We start from the raw sequence: 21120 nt of genomic DNA, 5'->3' as shown, positions 1-21120 counted from the left end.
GGTTTCCAATGGTTGACCAAAACTTTGAAGGTGAAGTGTATTATTTAGAATTCGAAGACGAAAACGGCAATAAACAATACTTCACAGAAGATGTTGTTCTAAACCATGAAGGTCGTGAGTATGCAGTTCTTGTACATGTACAAGACGAAGAGGCAGACCACGAAGGTCAAGATGACACATACATGATCTTGGCTAGCATCGAAAAAAATGAAGAAGGCGTAGAAGTATACGTACCTTTAGATGAAGAAGATGAAGTTTTTGAGACTCTAGTAAAATTGTATGAAGAAATGGAAGATGGCGAGTAGTTGTTTTCTTTATAAATCTAGCGTGTTGTCTTTGGGCAATACGCTATTTTTATTTGTTATATATTAAGATGCCCATAATATGATAATGTCCTTTTATATAGGGGAAATATGGACTTTATGGTATAATAAGATGATAAATACTGTTATGTTACAGAAAGGAACTCAACGTCGTGAGAAAAGCCTTAAGATATATTTTAATCCTTATTATTGTAGGCGTATTAATCATCGCAGGTGGTTTGGGAGCAATTTATTTAGTGCCAAATACCTTTGCGCAAGATGATGGTACACAGGTACTTGTCATCGAAAAGGGGCAGACTGGTACTGAAATTGCAGACATGCTCTATGAACGAGGTCTTATTCGTTCCACACAAGGATTTAAGCTTTGGTTATATTTGAGCGGTACCAATGATAAACTTCAAACTGGTCACTATCAAATTCCTAACAAGGTAACTGTGCGAGAACTCATTTCTTTATTACAAGAAGGTCATGTAGAATCTATTCGTGTTACAATTCCTGAAGGATACACAGTTGGTGATATAGCTATCGTTCTTGAAAAAAATCAAATTATGAAGGCAAAGGATTTCTTAGCAGAAGCAAAGACCTTTGTACCATATCCATATATGAAAGGTACAAGACCTGCTACATATCCGGTAGAGGGCTTCTTATTCCCAAGTACTTATGAAATTCCAGTAGGTGCAACGCCACGTGAAGTGATTCAAATGATGGCTGACGAAATGAATCGTTACCTCACACCGGCTGTGAAGAAACAAATTCAAGCTCAACACATGAGTATTCATGACTTTGTAACATTGGCATCCATTGTTGAACGTGAATCTTTATTTGATGCAGATCGTCCAACAATTGCAGGGGTATTTAAAAAACGGTTAGCCCATGGTATTCCATTGCAATCTGATGCGACAATTTCCTATGTACTAGGTTATGCAAAAGAAGATGTAACTATTGGTGATACACAATTACAAAGCCCTTACAATACATATGTATCCAAAGGTTTGCCACCTGGTCCAATTGCGAACCCTGGTAAAAAAGCATTAGATGCAGTCTTGCATTCTGAAGATACAGATTATTTATACTTTGTAGCAGATAAAGATGGACATAACCACTTCTCTAAAACATATGAAGAACATTTGGCGGAAGTTCATAAAATCTATGGTAATGATACGGCTACATCCTCTAATACAGAGGCCGCAGTACAAGCTGGTCCTAACTATGACGTGGCTGTGGCAACGACAGAGCCTAACTACAATTACAGCTCTGAAGAAGCGGTGGAAGCAGATTCTCAATATGTTAATGTGGAACCTACGTACAAATATACACCAACAACGGTTCCAGCTGCTGAAATTCCAGCACCAACACCAGCTCCACAAGCACCAGCTCAATCTGCACCAGCAACTCAATCATCTAGCGCTAACTCTTATGTGCCGACTACAACACCTGCTCCAGAATCTATGCAAAATGTTGTACCAAGTACACAACAAGTACCTCATATTGAAGTAAAGCCAGCTGAATCTGTGGATCGTTCTACGTTGGTAGTTCCTAGTGGTAATAGCAATAAATAATGTAGGAGATTGAATCTACTTTCATGACATTAAATAATATTTTAAATGAACAGCGTATTTATGCGATGATTAATGATGTACCGATTTTACGTGAATCCGAGGTTCATCTATTTGAAGAATTAATAGGTTTGTACCGGCCCACCTCTGTGTTAGAGGTGGGCACCGCCATTGGTTACTCAGCTTTATTGATGGCTCCGCTACTCGATAAAGAGGAGGGACACATTACATCTATTGAATTAGATGATGTGCGTCACGAAATGGCGAAATATTATATTAACCAATCCGATTATGCCGATAAAATTACATTGTTGAAAGGCGATGCGTCTCAAGTCTTAACGGAACTCACTGGGGAATATGATCTAGTGTTCTTAGATGGTCCTAAGGGGCAATATCTAAAGCAATTAGAGCTCATTTTGCCTCATGTGAAAGAAGGAGGCGTTATCCTTGCAGACAATGTACTTTTTAGAGGCTATGTAAGAGGCGATAAGGAGCCGCCAAAACGGTTTAAGACTATCGTAAAACGGTTAAAGGAATACTTAACGTATGTTGAAAATAAAGAATTGTTTAACACCACCATCTATCCAATGGGTGATGGTATGAGTGTGAGTGTGTGGAAAGGGCACAACAAATAATGGCAGAACATTTTATGGAATTGCTTTGTCCAGCCGGTAATATGGACAAGCTTAAAATGGCGATTCGCTATGGTGCGGATGCTGTATATTGTGCAGGCAAACGTTTTGGCTTGCGCGCAGGTAACTCTAATTTCTCCGACGAGGAATTAAAGGAAGCTGTAGAATTCGTACATGCTCATGGTAAAAAACTCCATGTTACATGTAATATCATTCCTCATAATGAGGACTTTGAAGGTTTAGAGGACTATTTGAAATTCCTTGAAAGCATCGGCGTTGATGCAATCATCGTAGCCGATATGGGTATCTTTAGCCTTGCTAAACGCGTGGCTCCAGGCCTTGAGCTTCACGTAAGTACACAAGCATCTACAACAAACTGGCATACAGTGCAAATGTGGAAAGAACTGGGGGCTACACGCGTCGTAGCGGCTCGCGAAGTATCCTTAGCAGACCTTAAAGAAATGAAGGATAATGTAGATATCGAAATCGAATCCTTCGTACATGGTTCCATGTGTATTTCTTACTCTGGCCGTTGCCTTTTGTCTAACTACATGACAGGCAACCGTGATGCGAACCGCGGTCAATGTTCTCAATCTTGCCGTTGGAAATATTCCCTTGTTGAATCCAACCGACCTGGTGAATATTATCCAATTGAAGAAGATGAGCATGGCACATATATCTTTAACTCTAAAGACTTGTGCTTGATTCACCGCATTCCTGATTTATATGAAGCTGGTATTGATAGCCTTAAAATTGAAGGACGTATGAAATCCGTTCACTATTGTGCAACAGTAGCAAAGGTATACCGTACAGCTATCGATACATATCTTAAAGAAGGTAAAGATTGGTATGTTCGGCCAGAATGGATTGCAGAATTAGAAAAGATTTCTCACCGTCCATATACAGATGGTTTTGCAGAAGGTCGTCCTGATGAAACAGCTCAAAACTATGGTAAATCTACCAATACACAAAGCCATGACTTCATCGGTTTAGTTATGGGCTACAACGAAGAAGAAAAATACGTTGATCTTGAACAACGTAATAACTTCAAGGTAGGCGATAAAGTAGAATTCTGCCAACCTAAAGGTGAACTTGTGGAAACTGTAATTGAAAAAATGACAGACGAAGATGGTAATCCAATCGACGTAGCGCCTCATGCGCAAATGAAGGTGCGTATCTACATGGATACACCACTTGAGCCATATTCTATGATGCGCCGTGAGTGCAAACCAAAAGAAGCTTAGTAGGTAGTATATTAACGAGAAACATATCTAATGGATGCCTATACTAGCGACATGTATAGCATTTACATTTTATAGTAATGATGTGTAGGAGGACTTATGAGTGGTACATCTTTAGAACCGAGTAAATCTATCGGTGCATTTACTGATGTACCAGATTTAGCAACCTCTGGGGAAGAGGCGTATGTGTACTTTCATCTTGAACCGAAGCATACGAACTATATCAATCGCATCATTGAAGGCTATGAATACTTAGGTGTTATGACATCTATTGATGTAAATGGACGTTGTATGCTAAGGTGTACACCTTCAACACGGCCCTTGGCTATTGAATTATTAAGTAGTCTATCGGATTATGTCACTATCGAGGATTAATATAATATTTTTATAATTACATCAAACTGTTTAGACCTAGTAGAGAAATGAGAGTATATCTATGAAACAATCTATGTTGAAACGTGCATTATTAACAGCTTGCCTTAGTGTTTCTATGGCGGGTGTAGCTATGGCGGGCCCAGTAGGTCCAGTTGTCATTCCTCAAGCAGGGGATGTAGTAGTTATCAATCATGGTCCTGATATGACCTTCACTGGCAATATTAACTTTGATGTGGAAAGCCAAACTAATAACAACTTACAAATTGGTTCCTCTGTGATTCCTAATGTTGTATATGGTGCAGCGTTCAATAAAACTGGTGCGCCAGATACAATTATCCCAGCGCAAACTTACGTGTATGTAGGCACAAAAGATGGGGCGAATGCTTTCACTGAGGCTAGCGATGCTGACAAAAAAGGTGCTAACTGGAATGTAGAAACCTTGAAAAAAACTAAATCTGGTGACGTGCAATTGGCAAGCCGTGGCATTCCTGAAAAGCCATTGGCAAATCAAGTAGCAACTATTAAAGATTCCATTATGCTTAGCGCTGTAGACCTCAGTACAACAGAGGTAGGCCGCAATAGCAAGGGCGTTTTATACATGACGGTTCCTAAGGAATTAAAATTGACTGTTGACACAGGTATTCCTGAAGACGTGCGCGAAACAATGCCAGCTATGTTCCGTGGTAAAATGGGTGATTCCCTCATGGTGAATCTCATGCCTTTAAATGAAGAGGAAAAACAACAATTAGCGGCAAACCCACATAATGCAAATACAATCGTATTCAACCGTGGTATGAGCATGGCAAAAATGATTGGTTCCTCTGCACGTACAAGTAAAGTGTACACATATATGAAGGATCATTACTTGAACCTCGTTATCGTAGCAAAAGATTACGACGATAACGGTGCACGTGGTAGTGGTGTTATGATGGTATCTAAACAAGATAACTCTAACGATGTACTCTTAACATTATATAAAGGCCCAGATCTTTCCAATAGTAAGTTGGAAAAAGTAATTGGTGCTATGTTATCTACAAACTTCAAACGCTAATAATCTAGCTCATGTACAGTGAGCTGTAGTACAGCTACATTGGTTAGCGTATATATGATAATCTTAATAAACGGTTCGAGTTTGATATGTACCCCTCTTAATAGACAACCCGTAAAAGGGGTACATATCAGTTATATCGGGCCGTTTTTATATGATGTGTTTGAAGGCGTTTCTTTAATTTATAGAATTTATGAAATTTACTATTGAACCGTATTGAATTTTTTAATTCTCTGTGATACTATAATCTAGTAAAAGTTATGCAAAGGACATGATTCTCATATCCCTGTGTACCAGAGAGAGGCAGATGCTGGAAATGCCTTACACATATATTAGAGTTACCCCCTTTAAACTGATTTGTCGAACCTAAGTAGGCAAATACGGCCGCCACCGTTATCGGGCTTAATGAAGTGAATTACTATACATATATATTTGTATAGGTAGTTAACTAGGGTGGAACCGCGAATGATCTTCGTCCCTTGTTTGTAGGGATAGAGGGTCTTTTTTTATTACCAAAATCCAACTATCCTAGTTTATAAATTGGAGGAAAGAAAAATGGCAGATGTAAAAATCATTTTACCTGATGGTAGTGCAAAGGAATACGCTGCTGGCACTACTCTTGGGGAAGCAGTAAAACAATTATCTAACAGCTTGGCTAAAAAAGTACTTGCTGCTAATGTAAATGGCGAATTAACAGACCTTCGCGAAGAACTCGTAGATGGTTCTGAAGTAGCTTTCTTAACATTCGAAGAAGATGGTGGTAAACATACTTTGCGCCACACAGCTTCTCATATCTTGGCTCAAGCGGTAAAACGCTTATGGCCTGAAGCTAAATTGGCTATCGGTCCTGCTATCGATAAAGGTTTCTACTATGATATCGATATGGAACATACTTTGACTCCTGAAGATTTAGGCAAAATCGAAAAGGAAATGAGTCGTATTGTAAAAGAAAACTTGCCTATCACTAAATCTGTAATGTCTCGTCAAGAAGCTATCGAGTTCTTCAAATCTAAAAATGAAGACTACAAGGTAGAATTAATTGAAGATCTTCCTGAAGATGCTGTTATCTCTTGCTATGCGCAAGGCGACTTCATCGATCTTTGTGCAGGCCCTCACGTGGCATCCACTGGTAAGGTAAAAGCTTTCAAATTACAAAGTATTGCAGGTGCATACTGGCGCGGCGATGAAAATAACAAAATGCTGCAACGTATTTACGGTACAGCATTTGAAAAGAAAGAAGAACTAGATGCATACCTTCATATGCTTGAAGAAGCGGCTAAACGGGACCACCGTAAACTTGGTAAAGAACTTGGTTTGTTCGTTATCAAAGAAGAAGGTCCTGGCTTCCCATTTTTCTTGCCAAAAGGCATGGCTCTTCGAAACGAATTGGAAAACTTCTGGCGCGAAGTACATCATGATTTCGAATATGATGAAATCCGCACACCAATCATCTTGAATAAACAATTGTGGGAAACATCTGGTCACTGGGAACATTACCGTGAAAATATGTATACTACAATCATTGATGACGAAGAATATGCAATTAAACCTATGAACTGCCCAGGCGGTATCTTGGTTTACCAAAACGAAATGCATTCCTACCGTGACTTGCCACTTCGCTATGCAGAACTTGGGCTAGTTCACCGTCATGAATTATCTGGCGCACTACACGGCTTATTCCGCGTTCGTGCTTTCACACAAGACGATGCGCACGTATTTATGTTGCCTGAACAAATGCAATCCGAATTGATGAAAGTTATCGAATTGTTCGATCGTATCTATAGCCAATTCGGTTTGAAATACCATGTTGAATTGTCTACTAAACCAGATAATGCAATGGGTGATGATGCAATTTGGGAAGCAGCTACAGAAGCATTGCGTAACGCTATCGAAGCAAAAGGCATCGATTATGTTATCAACCCTGGCGACGGCGCATTCTACGGCCCTAAACTTGACTACCATATCGAAGATTCCTTGGGCCGTACATGGCAATGTGGTACTATTCAATTGGATATGAACTTGCCTGAACGCTTCAACGTAGAATATATTGGTGAAGATGGTCAAAAACATCGTACTATCATGATTCACCGTGCATGCTTCGGCTCCATGGAACGTTTCATCGGTATTTTGACTGAACACTATGCTGGTGCATTCCCAACTTGGATGGCACCTGTTCAAGTGAAAGTATTACCTATCTCCGAAAAACACGTGGAATACGCTAACCAATTGGCAAAACAAATGCGCCATGACTACGTTCGCGTAGAAGTAGACGATCGCAACGAAAAAATTGGTTACAAAATTCGCCAAGCACAAATGGAAAAAGTTCCATACATGCTCGTTGTTGGCGATAAAGAAATGGAAGATAATTCCGTTAACGTACGTAAACACGGCGGTGACGAATTAGGTACAGTTCCATTCGACGAATTCTTCAACTCCATTAAAATTGAAATTAAAGAACGCAACTAATTGACTATTATGACTCATCCATCAATATTACCGATGGATGAGTTGTCATGTTTGAAATTGTTATAATCTAATTTCTTATATGCATCAAAATAAGATTTAATTTCTTATATGCATCAAAATAAACAGATATAAATTTAGCCTCCATATACTAAAGCCTTTCATTAGACTTAAGTCTAGGCGTTGGCCATTTGTATAGTGGGGACTATCTCTTTAATTGTTACCTGTGAGTAGCGAAAGGAAATAGTATGAAAGAAGTAAATTCATATGGCTGGAAAGCCGTTATTGGTTCCTCCATTGGTTATGCTATGGATGGTTTTGATCTCTTGATTTTAGGCTTTATGCTAACCTTGATTTCTGGAGATTTAGGCTTGACCACTGGCCAAGCAGGTTCATTGGTGACGTGGACCTTGGTTGGTGCCGTACTTGGTGGTTTCATCTTCGGTACCTTGTCAGATAAATTTGGTCGCGTTCGCGTATTGACTTGGACTATCGTGCTATTTGCAGTATTTACTGGCCTTTGTGCCTTTGCTCAAGGCTATTGGGATCTTCTTATTTACCGCACAATCGCAGGTATTGGTTTAGGTGGTGAATTTGGTATTGGTATGGCACTCGCTGCTGAAGCTTGGCCTGCACAACATCGTGCAAAAGCAACAAGCTATGTGGCCCTTGGTTGGCAATTAGGTGTGTTGGCTGCTGCCTTGTTAACACCATTACTCATTCCTATTATTGGATGGCGCGGTATGTTTATGGTTGGCATTATTCCAGCACTAGTTGCTTGGGTATTCCGTGCGAAACTACATGAACCAGAAATTTTTGTACAAAGTAAAGAAGATAAAGAGCATTCACATACAAACTCTTTCAAGTTATTAGTAAAAGATGTAAGAACTACAAAGACATCTATTGGTGTTGCTATTTTAACATCTGTTCAAAACTTTGGTTATTACGGTATTATGATTTGGTTACCTAATTTCTTAAGTAAGCAATTAGGTTTCTCTCTAACAAAATCTGGTTTGTGGACAGCGGTTACTGTTTGTGGCATGATGGTCGGTATTTGGTTATTTGGCCGCTTGGCTGATAAAATAGGTCGTAAACCTACATTCATCCTATTCCAAGTATGTGCTGTAGCATCTATTTTGATTTACTCTCAACTATCTGATCCAACTGCCATGCTATTTGCCGGTGCTATCTTAGGCGCCTCTGTAAACGGTATGATGGGTGGCTATGGTGCTTTGATGGCAGAAGCCTATCCAACAACTGCTCGTGCAACGGCTCAAAACGTACTATTTAATATCGGTCGTGCTGTAGGCGGCTTTAGCCCAATGGTAGTAGGCATGATTATCTCTATGTACTCCTACCAAGTAGCAATTGCATTCCTAGCTATTATCTACGTACTTGATATTCTAGCAACTGTATTCTTAATCCCTGAACTTAAAGGTAAAGAATTAGAATAATATAGTGAATATCTAAAAGGCTCTGTCTCATGACAGAGCCTTTTGGTTTATATATGATTGTTATGAAAGTACAGTATTATGCGATTCCAATCCAGTGCCAATATGTAAGGGCAAATACGAGCATCATTACATAGCCAATAATAGTCAATGGAATGCCTGTAGTCATAAATGTTTTTACGTCGAATGTGTCGGTACCGTAAGCTACCATACCTTGTGGAGAGTTTACTGGTAATACTAGACCGAAGCAGATTGCATATTGCATAAGCATGGTTACCCCAATTGGATTAAGACCTTCTGCGTTATGTCCTACTACAATAGAAATTACAATAGGAATCATAGCAGAGGAGAGGGCTGTAGCAGATGCAAAGCCTAGGTGGATGACAATGAGGAAGGCAGCCATTACGGCAATTAATATAAATACGCTGGCACTTTCAAGGGAGAAGGCGTTTACGAATACTTGAGCAAGCCAAGTAGCTGCCTTTGTTTTCAGTAATACAGAGCCAAGACCGATACCAGCACCAAACATAACGATGGAACCCCAGTCAATGTTTGGCTGTGCAAATTTCCAGTCCATAATACCAATTTTAGGGAAGAAGAACAATGCGATGGCAACAATTGTTGTAGTTGTTGTGTCGATAGAATGGAGCTTGCCACCGGTAGCCCACAATGCGAGAAGACCGATAGAGATACATAACAGTTTCTTTTCATCAGTACTCATAGGACCGATTTCTTGGCGCATTTTAGCGAGTTGTACATCGCCACCTATAAGTTCCTTGAACTCTGGCTTGATTAATGCTTGTGTTAAGAAGTAGGCGATGATAACCATAACGATGGAGAATGGAGCCGCTGCAGTAAGCCAATCTATCCAGCTAATAGATGTATTCATCTGAGTTTGTATAAAGCCTACAGCCACAAGATTTTGTGCGGCAGCCGTTTGAATCATAATATTCCAGAACGTATCGGCTTGTACGGCACCTGCCATGAGTAGCGCGGCTACGCGGCTTTTACGTTCAATGCCTAAGTTCTCAACAATACCAATGATAATTGGTGCTAGGCAAGCAATACGAGCTGTTGCACTGGGTACGAAGAAGGCGAGGATAAGACCTGTAATAATAACACCTAAATAAATACGGCTAACCTTAGTACCAACGCTAGATAGTACTAACATGGCGATACGACGATCGAGACCCGTTTTACGCATGGCTACAGAGATAAACATAGCAGCACCTACAAGAATCATGGCTGGCGAAGAATAACCAGAAATGATCAGCTTCAAAGCATTGGCTGTGCCCATCGCCTTAGCAGGTGCTTCGGGATTCGGTGAGAATCCTAATAGTAAAGCGGTAAGTGCAGTAATCATGGTAGCACTTACTGGATAGGAAACAGCTGAGGTCATCCATAAGATGATGGCAAAGGCGAGTACACCGATCATACGATGACCACCGGTAGATAATGTTTCTGGTGTAGGTAATAATAAAATGCCACCTAGAACAATGAAAGATAAAATAAGTCCAATATTTTGAGCAGTTGTACGCACCTTTTGTGGAGGGGCAGTAGTTGTTACACTCATAATAAAACTCCTTTCAATTTGTATCATAACTATTACTGTATAATAATAAATAAGGTGAACTATATAAACTAGACTATCCTATAAAGTATACTATTCTATAAAGTACACTATCCTATAATATATGCTATTCTATAAAGCACACTATATAAGCTAGACTATTCTATAAATAGTATTGTATCGTATTTTCTATAGAATTAGTTGTATAATTTATAAGAATATTGTATACATAAAGAGAGAGCGGTGTCAGTAAGTATACCTATATACAGAACTTATAATGTCTGTTATACTATAAGAGTTGTAATAACAAATTCATTGTTAAAAGCTCAATATTTTTTGTTGACTTTCACCAGTCGATTTGTTATTATGATTAAGTAATTTATGAAGCAGAGGCCATCCGCCACTCACCTAATACCGAGAAGTATGAGGTTAATATAGAGAACTCTATTCGGATGGTGTTTGCCGTCCGTTTTTTTTATTCTCTTGGAGGTGAACGCTATTAGCAAGGATACACCACGCATTAATGAAGAGATTCGTGCTCGTGAACTTCGTGTCGTAGGTCCTGAAAACGAACAAATCGGCATTATGTCTGGCCGTGAGGCATTGGCATTGGCTGAAGAAAAGCATCTTGATCTTGTGGAAATTGCACCTAACGCTAAACCACCAGTAGCTCGCATTATGAACTATGGTAAATATCGTTATGAACAACAAAAACGCGAGAAAGAAGCGAAGAAGAAACAAAAAATCGTAACTTTAAAAGAAGTTAAGTTACGTCCACATATTGAAGACCATGACTTTTACGTAAAAATGAAAAACGCATCCAAATTCTTGGGTGAAGGTAACAAAGTAAAAGTGACTATCATGTTCCGCGGCCGTGAACTTTCACATCCAGAACTAGGCATGGCAGTGTTGACACGTTTCGCTGAAGAACTCAAAGAAACAGCGTCTATTGAAAAAGCAGCTAAATTAGAAGGTCGTAACATGACCATGATTTTAGTAAGTAAATAATGTTTTGGGAGGATTATAATTATGCCAAAAATTAAAACTCGTCGCGCAGCGGCTAAACGTTTCGCAGTAACTGGTACTGGTGAATTCAAGCGTGCAAAAGCTTTCAAAAGCCACATTCTTGAGAAAAAATCTCCAGCTCGTAAACGTAATTTGCGTAAAGCTACATTGGTTGCAAAAGCTGACCACAAACGCGTAGCTAAATGCTTACCATACGCTTAATCGTTAACTATTAGATCGATATATCGTAATTTAGGAGGAATATACAATGGCAAGAGTGAAAAAGGGCGTTACAGCTCATGCACGTCATAAAAAGATTTTAAAATTAGCTAAAGGTTACCGCGGTACACGTTCCCGTTTGTTCAAAAAAGCTAACGAAACAGTAATGAAAGCGTTATACTACGCTCGTCGTGACCGTCGTGCGAAAAAACGCGAATTCCGTCAATTGTGGATCGCTCGTATCAACGCAGCGGCTCGCATCAATGGCACAACTTACAGCCGTTTCATCGCTGGTTTGACTAAAGCAGGCGTTGAAGTTAACCGTAAAATGTTGGCTGACTTGGCAGTTAACGATGCAGCAGCATTCGCTAAACTTGTTGAAGTAGCTAAAAACGCTTAATAGCATAACAATACAGACTAAGGACTCTCTTTGGAGGGTCCTTTTTTGTATATAAAGATATTATAGATTTTATAAGAAGTATAATCTTTTAAAAGAGGAAATTTCATATAATCTGTAGAAATTATTCTATATGTATATTTATGAGGTTATTATTAATGTAAGGAGCTGATAATATGGTATCCGTAAAAAGAATGGCATTATTAGGAATGTTAGTAGGGATGGTATCTTTACCAAGTTATGCTCGAGTTGTAACTGGAGAACAGACTGATACTAATTTACATTTACAATATCCATTAGTTTATACTGATAATATTGAGGCTCAAGATTCTATTAATAAAGATATAGCTAAATATGTCCAATCTGCAAAACAAGCTTATTATAATAGTCATATTTATAAAGTTTGGCAAAATTATAAAGTAACATATGAGGACAGTCAGGTAGTATCTATTTTATTAACTACCAATTACTATCATGCTGGTGCAGCACACGAACATTATTTTACGAATGGTCTGGTTTATAATAAAGTAACTGGTCAACGTATTCCATTATATAATTATGTTAAAATTGCTAGTGTAGAGCAACTGGCTATGGGATTAAGGACTAATGTTTTATCTTACTATACAGAAACACGTAAGAAAACATATCTTCCTCAAGGTTGGCATGTAATACATGTATCAGATGACTATTGTCTACGTGGTGGTGGAATTATAGATCTTATTTATCAACCATATCAATTAGGACCTTTTTCATATGGAAATACTTTTATAGAATTTAGCCCTAGTGCTATTGAATACTTTAATCGAATGAACAACTAATCAAAGTGTATTGATACATTAAATATTACTGTTATAGCATAATATAAAAGCCTATAGTACATATTTAGTACTATAGGCCTTTATTATATTTACCATATTATCTTCTATATCCGCCGCATCCTCTAAAATTTGAGTTTGGACCACAATAATTTTGGTTGTCATTGTTGGATGTTGCATAGTTAGTATTGTTCGCATTGTTATCGGAGTTGTATTGTGTGTTAGTGTTGCAATTGTACTGAGAGTTATTGCATACATAATCGTAAGCAAATCCAGTAGATACAACAGCGGTTACGGCTAAAGCAGTCATGATGAGTATACGTTTTGTAAATTTCATAGTAATTACCTCCTTGTTCCTATATTTATATTATACTACTATGAGTCAAATGAAATATGATATTCTATATATATAATATTGGGGAGACATTATGTGAAAGGATGAGAGTTTATGATGAAACGTACGTTAATGGTTGCACTATGTTTTAGTTTTGTGACATTAGGTAGCCAAGCAATTGATATTAATATACCAGGTGCAGATCCTTCAATTTCACAGGATGCCTATCAAAACTATCGAAAGGTAGATACGACCACGAAGAAAATGGAAGTCGATGTGGGCGATAAGGTGAGGGCTAAATATGCAAATAATATGCCTAAAAAATGGACGATAGATGAATTAGTATATTTAACTCAAGAATTAAATCATTCAGTTAACTTCTCATCTTCTGTTTTTATTCTTAAAGATAATGGAGCTAATTTAAAATTTACTTTTCCTGAAGGGACTCAGTTTGGTAAAACCATTAAGGGAGACCCATTAACTACAGAGATTAAGCAAGGAAACTTTCTTTTAATTGATGGAAATCTAAATTATAACATTCGCAAAGAAAATCAAAGCACATCTACAGGTAATTCATTTTCCTATCCGACTGTTAAAAATGCAACATGGGAGATTAGCCCCACAAAAACGGGTTCATTAGAGGGGGCTATTAATTTTAAAGTTAAGGCAGAGCCTTCAGTATCGTATCGGATTGCTTTTGATTTGACTAAAAAGAAAGAAGTGGAGCTGTTGAAAACACATGATCAAGAGTATGTATATAAACAGCTCATGACTCCTTTGGTTAATTATGTGTTGCCGTCTATTGAGCCAGCTAAGCAATTACTTTCAAAAACTAAATCTATCACAATTAATGGATTTACATTCCAAACGTTGAAATCTAGTGATTTAACTTATAACGGACCTGATAATGATGCAATTTATATTTATGATGGTAAAAGTTATCGTGAAGGCATTATGGTACGAGAATTACAACCAGAAGAATTGGCTAAACCACATACAATAAATGCTAAATTGATACAATACTTTGCTATGTATAAGCCTTACTCTGAGTATAGACCTATTCAATATGCAACCGTTTGGAATGATGCTACCCCGGCTATTTATATGGAAGTAGAGCGATCCACATCAAAAATGTATATTCAATCATTATATGATGATAAGTATTTATATACGCACTTTATCATGGCAGATTTAGATTATAAAGTACCGTCAAAAGACTTGCGTGATGTGGTCCAGTATGTAGACAATGCAAATGATAAAGACAAATACTCAAAAAGTTTAGCAGGTATGTCAGCTATACCAAAAGGTGTATTTGATATGACTTTATTTCCCAAAAAGCAGTAAATAATTATGAAACGTAATGACCTTAGGACCGAACCTATGGAAATAGTTAACCTAAAATGTGAGCCTGATTTAATTTTTACCCTAATTCGTGAAAGTGAAATCTATCCTGCGTATCATATGAATAAACAACACTGGATATCGGTGGATATAGAAAGCTATGAAGATATAGAGAAACTTAAAATGCTAGTGGATATGAGCTATCAGTTGGTGGGGCATAAGTAGCCAAATTTGTTAACAGTTACTATTCTAATATTTTTCTTGTCTTCTGAAAGTATATGACAAAAGCCTATAGTACGTGTTTAGTACTATAGGCCTTTATCGTATTTACCATATTATCTTCTATATCCGCCGCATCCTCTAAAATTAGAGTTTGGACCGCAATAATTTTGGTTGTCATTGTTGGATGTTGCATAGTTAGTATTGTTCGTATTGTTATCGGAATTGTATTGTGTGTTAGTGTTGCAATTGTACTGAGAGTTATTGCATACATAATCGTAAGCAAATCCAGTAGATGCAACAGCGGTTACGGCTAAAGCAGTCATGATGAGTATACGTTTTGTAAATTTCATAGTAATTACCTCCTTGTTCCTATATTTATATTATACTACTATGAGTCAAATAAAATATGATATTCTATATATATAATATTTGAGAGAGTTAAGGAGGGAAGTAATTAAATGAAAAAGTTATTATTTGCATTACTAGCTATTAGCACAATTGCTTTTAGTTGTCAGGCAAGAACATCTGAGTTAGTTGGTAAAGGTGAGGGCTACGGCCCTTATAATGGTTGGGTTATTGCGGACATGTCTATGAATGATGGTGTTGTATCTGAAGTAGCAGCATATTCTATGCGCACATTTAAGGATTATGGACTGGTTCCTGTGGCTTATTGTGCATCTGGTGGAAGCCATTTGGGTACTTATTATCTATTTTATGTAAATCCATATCATGATACAGTAATCATTGGGCGGGAAGCTGGCGTGGCTTCTCATGTTAATCCATTTGCTGCGAAATCGAAACCATTTGATAAAACTGGTGAGTTTATTCGTTATACAGATATGCAAGTTAACCAAGATTTATATAGAAAAATAATTAATGTGGCTAAGGCTGAATTTAATCAATATCAACAAATGACAAAATAGAATTTGCATTTTTAAAAATTACAGAAATATAGTTGCTTTAATATAAATTACACTGTATACTTTACTTAAAAGTGATGCAGTGTAATTTTTTTACATGCAAAAATAAAAATAAGATGAAAACTATCTTTAAGAAAGAGGTGATCTAGTGTATATTAAAGATATATTTCATAGTAATACAGGGGTATCACAGTATCGACTAGAGGAAAGTACTAGTAAAAATGCAGTGTTGTATACATTGTATGGACAAAATGAATTATATGAGGACTTATCTGGTGTACCTGGAGATATGAGTGATAGAAAGCAGATTCGTACAGAGTATAAAGGATCCACTCTTAAAGTAGGCGATTTAATATTTAGTACAATATCTGGCATGGCTACACTTGTTACTAAGGATCATGATGGTTATCTTTTTACTCAAAATTATGTTCGAATGGAGCCTTTAAATACACCAATAGACAAAAAATATATGGCTTATTTGATTAATGAGAATCCTAAAATTAAAAAGCAGTTTAAACAGAACTTACAAGGGAGTCAGGTTGTACGATATAGTCTTAGCTTATTAAAAGAAATACAGTTACCAAGACTACCATCAATAGAAACACAACGTATTATGGGGGATATTTATTTTAAACAATTACGTCTAAAAGCATTAAAACAGCGTGTGGCAGATAACACGTATCGTAAAGCAATTATTACGTTACAGGGAGTAAACTAATATGACAGAGCTAGAATTTGAAAATAAATTAATTGAGCAATTATCAACTGGGATTGTGACTAATGCAGTTAACTCTAATCAAATAGGTGATACAACAGATGCTTATGGTAATATGAAGGTTTATAAAAGTAAACTTTGGAAATATGAGCCAACTATAAAAACAACAGAGGCGCTTTGGGAGAATTTCCGCAAGATTTTATATCAATTAAATCAAAATCAACTGACACAACCATTAAGTGATACGGAATTTAAACAAGTTCAAAAGGTAATTAATGAACTGTATACACCATATCAAGCAGGGCAATTTTTATATGGTATCAATGGCGTATCCCAAGTAGAAGTTGACCTAGATGATGGCCGTCATGTATTTTTAACAGTATTTGATCAAAAACAAATTGGGGCAGGTAATACTGTCTATCAAGTAGTTAGTCAAATTAAGCGAGAACCGCAAATTGCAGGTCGTCCAGAACGTCGTTTTGATACAACACTACTCATTAATGGCTTGCCAATTATTCAAATTGAGGAAAAATCTGTAAAACATTCTGTGGATGAGGCATTAAATCAAATGCATCAATATATTCAGGAAAAACAGTATAGTGATATTTTCTCAACAGTTCAAATTCTAGTCGCAATGACTCCAAATCGAATTAAATATATGGCGAATACTACGGCCGATTTGTTTAATAAAGATTTTGCTTTTGAATGGCAAAATCCTAATGATAATAAGGTTGTTCGTAATTGGACTACCTTTGCAGATATGTTCCTTAGCATACCAATGGCACATCAAATGTCTACATTGTTTACTATTCTCGATGGTACTAAGAATAAACAAATGCTTAAGGTTATGCGCCCTTATCAGGTGTATGCCACAAAAGCAGTTTTAAATGAATTAAAACGTGCTGATTTTGATTTACCAATTAATAAATTAGGTTATGTTTGGCATACTACAGGTTCTGGTAAAACGATTACTAGTTTCAAAACTGCATGGCTGGCAAGTCGCATGCCAAATGTAGATAAGGTAGTATTCGTCGTTGACCGTATTGCATTAACAAAACAAACTGAAGCAAATTATAAGGCATATGACCCTGAAGGTTCTATTGATATTGATGGTAAACAATTCGATACCGTTGGAGGGACAGAAAATACTTCAGCCTTAAAGAAAAAATTAAATGAAAAAGGGTATGGCATCATTGTTACCTCTGTACAAAAACTAAATACTCTCATTAATCGTAAAGACTTTGTGGTACCTAATAAGAACTTTGTGTTTATTGTCGATGAGGCACATAGGTCTACCGGTGGTGAAAGCTTTGAGGACTTACAAAAAGTATTCAAAGGTGCTGCTTGGGTTGGCTATACAGGAACACCTATGTTTGATAAGGTGGTTGGTAAAAAGGGTACTAAAACGCATGAAGTTTTTGGTAAGTTGTTACATGCATATACTATTCGAGAAGCTATTGCAGATAAAAATGTATTAGGTTTCAAGGTAGATTTCGAAACTACGATTGCAGAAGACAAAATGAAACTAGAATACTTACCAAAGTTTTATAAAGAGAAATACCCTAATTGGAATGAGCTCGATATTGAGAGAAAGATTGCTAACCTTACCGATAATGATATGGATGATATGATAGAGCCAAGTTTCTATGATAATAATCTTGATCACGTAAAATTGGTTGTAGAAGATATCTTTAAAAATTGGAGAAACCGTTCTAATGATGGTGCTTATAACGCGATGCTTACTACACATGTAGGTGGGAATAGAGCAAGTACACCAATGGCCTTAATGTACTTTGATGAATTTGAAAGAGTAAATCAAGAACGCCAAGAGCAAGGGGTACCAACGTTAAAAGTGGGTATTACTTTCAGTATGAGTACCAATAATAGTGATAACCAATTAACTACAAATGATGGTTTATTACGCGCTATGAAACACTACAATAAAATGTTTGGTACGAGCTTTGGACTAGATGATGTATCAGGTTACACTCAAGACTTAACAACACGTTTAAATCGTACAGCACAAGATGGGCAATATTTAGATATTGTTATCGTAGTGGATCAACTATTGACTGGTTTTGATGCTCCGCAACTCAATACCTTGTATGTAGACCGTACATTGAAGGATGCGATGCTAATCCAGGCTTATTCTAGAACTAATCGTATTGCCGATAATCAAGGTAAGCCGTGGGGCCGTATAGTCAATTACAGATGGCCAGCTAAAAACGAAGAACTCATGAACCGAGCTTTAAGCATTTATGCGAATAAACACTCAGCTGATGTACAAGATACCTTAGTAGATACGAAGGCATTAGTTGATACTGGTGTTTTAGCCAAACCTTTCAAAGAACAATTTGAAGAGGTAAAACAAGTGGTAGATCGTCTTGCAGATATGACGGATAATTTTACAGAAGTTCCTGCTAGTGAAGCTAAGCAAGAGGAAATGTTTAATCTTATGCGTAAATATAGTGCAGGAATGTCGAAACTAAAACAATATGATCCAGAGGTTGTTAATGGAGAAGATATCGGCTTTGACTATGATAATCCAGATGAGCTTGTTACATTGCTTGGGATGACACCTGAACAAGAAGAAATGTTAACCACTTCTTTGTATAACGATTTAAAAGAACGAATTGCTGAAAATCATGATGTACCAGTTGCTCAAATTGAACTACGTATGATACATGTAAAACAAATTAGTGTTAACTATGATTACCTCACTGAATTGATCGAAGCCTTAATGAATGCTGTTCATGAAAACCGTATGGATGCTGCTGCAGATTATCGTGAAAAAATTAGTGATTTTGCAATGGCTTTAGATGATCGTCAATATGCAAAACAAATCAATAATGCAGTTGATGCAATCTATAAAGGTACGTATCCACCAGAAGGAAAGAAAATCCAGTATCCTGTAAAGTTAACTAGTTTAGAAGTCATCGATGATGTAAATACGATGATTATGAAAGATGATATTTTTGATTTCCGCTTAAAATGGGGCATTATTGATGTTATTGGTAATGACGAAATATTAGATCTATTTTCTCGACATACTGCTGGTAAACAGGATTTAGATAGTACAGGTAGAATTAGTAAGTTAAAAAAAGATGCACGTGCAGAATATCAGGCAAAAGCACAAGATAGAGAAATTGTAAGCCTTAATAAAATTAAATATGGCAATGAACTTGTAGCAGCTTTATATAAATTTGCAGATTCTTATGTTAATGAAAGGTAGTGTTGTTATGATAAAAAGAAAGCGCGGTTATGATGAGTAAAGAAAAACGGAGAGTACCTAAATTACGATTTCCGGGGTTTACGGAAGATTGGGAACAATATAGATTTAATAATTTGTTAAAGAAAAATCTGGAAAGAAATGATGGAAAATTTAATTCTAATAAGACTATTTCAATAGCGAGAATGAAATATAATAAATTGGGAAATGGTGCTAGTGATGAATCATTAAATAACTACAAAGTATTAAGATTTGGTGATATAGCATTTGAAGGTCATGAGAATAAAGAGTTTAAATATGGACGCTTTGTAATGAATGATATTGGTGATGGAATTATGTCACCCAGATTTACAGCACTTAGACCTATTAAGGTATTGGACGTTGAATTTTGGAAAGAATATATTAATTATGAACCTATAATGCAAAAAAAACTTGTTAACTCCACAAAAAAAGGTACTATGATGCACGAGTTGGTGGTTGATGAATTCTTAAAACAAGAGATTTTACTTCCATCTAAAGAAGAGCAGCAAAAAATTGGTCGACTATTAAAACTTCAATCTAACATTATTAATCTTCATCAGCGTAAGGTGGAGCATCTTATATTAAAGAAAAAAGCATTACTTCAGAAACTTTTTCCAAGAAATGGAAATCGATACCCTGATTTTCGTTTTCCTGGTTTTACTGCTCCTTGGGAACAGCGTAAGTTAGGTAGTATTGGCTCAACATATACCGGATTATCAGGTAAAACGAAAGAAAGCTTTGGGCATGGTGAGGCACAATATATTACATATTTAAATGTATTTCAAAATACAGTCTCAGATATAACTATGACTGATAAAGTAGAAATAGATACAACACAAAATGAGGTGAAATACGGGGATGTATTATTTACCACCTCATCTGAAACACCAGAAGAAGTCGGTATGTCATCGGTATGGCTTGGACATATGCCTAATATTTATTTAAATAGCTTTTGTTTTGGTTTTAGACCTAATCAAAAGATTGATCCATATTTTTTAGGGTATTCATTACGTGCGCCATATATGCGAGACAAGATTAAAATTCTTGCTCAAGGTATATCACGGTATAATATTTCAAAAAATAAAGTTATGGAACTTGAGATAAGTTTGCCAAATGATGAGGAACAAAGATTGTTAGGAAACTTCTTAAGGAATATTGATTTGAGTATTACCCTTCATCAGCGTAAGTTAGAACACTTACAGATTCAAAAGAAATCTTTATTACAACAATTGTTTGTTTGATG

At 36.8% G+C, this 21120-nt stretch carries 21 protein-coding genes and 1 other annotated feature; of the genes, 18 read left to right on the top strand and 3 right to left on the bottom strand.

Annotated elements, in window-relative coordinates:
* The first annotated feature begins 8 nt into the window (after positions 1-8).
* From O3607_RS02955 to O3607_RS02920, 8 genes are all read left to right on the top strand, one after another.
* Positions 9-305: a DUF1292 domain-containing protein gene (locus tag O3607_RS02955; protein WP_005386121.1), complete on the top strand. Its 297-nt coding sequence runs from the start codon at positions 9-11 to the stop codon at positions 303-305.
* 170 nt (positions 306-475) lie between these two features.
* On the top strand, positions 476-1882 hold the full coding sequence (mltG, locus tag O3607_RS02950) for an endolytic transglycosylase MltG (RefSeq protein WP_119209136.1): 1407 nt from the start codon (positions 476-478) through the stop codon (positions 1880-1882).
* Positions 1883-1905: 23 nt separating this feature from the next.
* Entirely contained in the window at positions 1906-2514 is a 609-nt protein-coding gene (locus O3607_RS02945) for an O-methyltransferase (RefSeq protein WP_105098738.1), read from the top strand.
* Positions 2514-3755 carry a U32 family peptidase gene (locus O3607_RS02940; protein ID WP_119209135.1) on the top strand — a complete coding sequence of 414 codons (1242 nt, stop codon included), beginning with the start codon at positions 2514-2516 and terminating at the stop codon, positions 3753-3755. The genes O3607_RS02945 and O3607_RS02940 overlap by 1 nt, the downstream gene beginning before the upstream one ends.
* 96 nt (positions 3756-3851) lie before the next feature.
* The gene (locus tag O3607_RS02935) at positions 3852-4127 is read left to right on the top strand and encodes a DUF4911 domain-containing protein (RefSeq protein ID WP_060923942.1); all 276 of its coding nucleotides are present in this window, start codon (positions 3852-3854) and stop codon (positions 4125-4127) included.
* A gap of 61 nt (positions 4128-4188) precedes the next feature.
* Entirely contained in the window at positions 4189-5178 is a 990-nt protein-coding gene (locus O3607_RS02930) for a hypothetical protein (RefSeq protein ID WP_119209134.1), read from the top strand.
* Between the two features lie 248 nt (positions 5179-5426).
* Positions 5427-5658 (top strand) — a binding site (T-box leader).
* 72 nt (positions 5659-5730) lie between these two features.
* Complete coding sequence (thrS, locus tag O3607_RS02925; RefSeq protein WP_314363771.1) at positions 5731-7641, top strand: threonine--tRNA ligase; 1911 nt, start codon at positions 5731-5733, stop codon at positions 7639-7641.
* Between the two features lie 245 nt (positions 7642-7886).
* A complete protein-coding gene (locus tag O3607_RS02920) occupies positions 7887-9092 on the top strand; it encodes an MFS transporter (protein WP_024065674.1) in 1206 nt (401 codons plus the stop codon).
* A gap of 76 nt (positions 9093-9168) precedes the next feature.
* On the opposite strand, the gene O3607_RS02915 is transcribed toward O3607_RS02920, so the two are convergent.
* Positions 9169-10662, bottom strand: coding sequence for a DASS family sodium-coupled anion symporter (locus O3607_RS02915; protein WP_371443299.1), 1494 nt, complete (start codon positions 10660-10662; stop codon positions 9169-9171).
* Positions 10663-11148: 486 nt separating this feature from the next.
* Between O3607_RS02915 and infC the strand changes: the two genes are divergently transcribed.
* The 4 genes from infC to O3607_RS02895 all read left to right on the top strand — a co-directional run bounded on the left by infC (position 11149) and on the right by O3607_RS02895 (position 13098).
* Complete coding sequence (gene infC / locus O3607_RS02910; RefSeq protein ID WP_005386139.1) at positions 11149-11667, top strand: translation initiation factor IF-3; 519 nt, start codon at positions 11149-11151, stop codon at positions 11665-11667.
* A gap of 21 nt (positions 11668-11688) precedes the next feature.
* The gene (gene rpmI, locus O3607_RS02905) at positions 11689-11886 is read left to right on the top strand and encodes a 50S ribosomal protein L35 (protein WP_004696338.1); all 198 of its coding nucleotides are present in this window, start codon (positions 11689-11691) and stop codon (positions 11884-11886) included.
* A gap of 46 nt (positions 11887-11932) precedes the next feature.
* Positions 11933-12283, top strand: coding sequence for a 50S ribosomal protein L20 (gene rplT / locus O3607_RS02900; protein WP_005376311.1), 351 nt, complete (start codon positions 11933-11935; stop codon positions 12281-12283).
* 173 nt (positions 12284-12456) lie between these two features.
* Positions 12457-13098, top strand: coding sequence for a hypothetical protein (locus O3607_RS02895; RefSeq protein WP_371443298.1), 642 nt, complete (start codon positions 12457-12459; stop codon positions 13096-13098).
* 97 nt (positions 13099-13195) lie between these two features.
* On the opposite strand, the gene O3607_RS02890 is transcribed toward O3607_RS02895, so the two are convergent.
* Complete coding sequence (locus O3607_RS02890; protein ID WP_156720083.1) at positions 13196-13432, bottom strand: hypothetical protein; 237 nt, start codon at positions 13430-13432, stop codon at positions 13196-13198.
* Positions 13433-13543: 111 nt separating this feature from the next.
* Here O3607_RS02890 and O3607_RS02885 point away from each other — a divergent pair, with 111 nt between their 5' ends.
* Complete coding sequence (locus O3607_RS02885) at positions 13544-14773, top strand: hypothetical protein (RefSeq protein WP_371443297.1); 1230 nt, start codon at positions 13544-13546, stop codon at positions 14771-14773.
* A gap of 6 nt (positions 14774-14779) precedes the next feature.
* On the top strand, positions 14780-14995 hold the full coding sequence (locus O3607_RS02880; RefSeq protein ID WP_371443296.1) for an MmcQ/YjbR family DNA-binding protein: 216 nt from the start codon (positions 14780-14782) through the stop codon (positions 14993-14995).
* Positions 14996-15105: 110 nt separating this feature from the next.
* On the opposite strand, the gene O3607_RS02875 is transcribed toward O3607_RS02880, so the two are convergent.
* Positions 15106-15342: a hypothetical protein gene (locus O3607_RS02875; protein ID WP_155086756.1), complete on the bottom strand. Its 237-nt coding sequence runs from the start codon at positions 15340-15342 to the stop codon at positions 15106-15108.
* A 108-nt stretch (positions 15343-15450) separates the two neighbouring features.
* On the opposite strand from O3607_RS02875, the gene O3607_RS02870 reads away from it, so the two are divergent.
* From O3607_RS02870 to O3607_RS02855, 4 genes are all read left to right on the top strand, one after another.
* Entirely contained in the window at positions 15451-15915 is a 465-nt protein-coding gene (locus tag O3607_RS02870; protein WP_371443295.1) for a hypothetical protein, read from the top strand.
* Positions 15916-16060: 145 nt separating this feature from the next.
* The gene (locus O3607_RS02865; RefSeq protein ID WP_371443294.1) at positions 16061-16630 is read left to right on the top strand and encodes a restriction endonuclease subunit S; all 570 of its coding nucleotides are present in this window, start codon (positions 16061-16063) and stop codon (positions 16628-16630) included.
* Position 16631: 1 nt separating this feature from the next.
* Positions 16632-19859 carry a type I restriction endonuclease subunit R gene (locus tag O3607_RS02860; protein WP_371443293.1) on the top strand — a complete coding sequence of 1076 codons (3228 nt, stop codon included), beginning with the start codon at positions 16632-16634 and terminating at the stop codon, positions 19857-19859.
* 29 nt (positions 19860-19888) lie between these two features.
* On the top strand, positions 19889-21118 hold the full coding sequence (locus O3607_RS02855) for a restriction endonuclease subunit S (protein ID WP_371443292.1): 1230 nt from the start codon (positions 19889-19891) through the stop codon (positions 21116-21118).
* Positions 21119-21120 lie beyond the last annotated feature (2 nt).

It is taken from the genome of Veillonella sp. 20925_1_51, assembly GCF_041431445.1.
Classification (GTDB): domain Bacteria; phylum Bacillota; class Negativicutes; order Veillonellales; family Veillonellaceae; genus Veillonella; species Veillonella nakazawae.
Note: the sequence above shows the minus strand (reverse complement) of the source record. Positions and strands in the feature narration are given on the sequence as shown.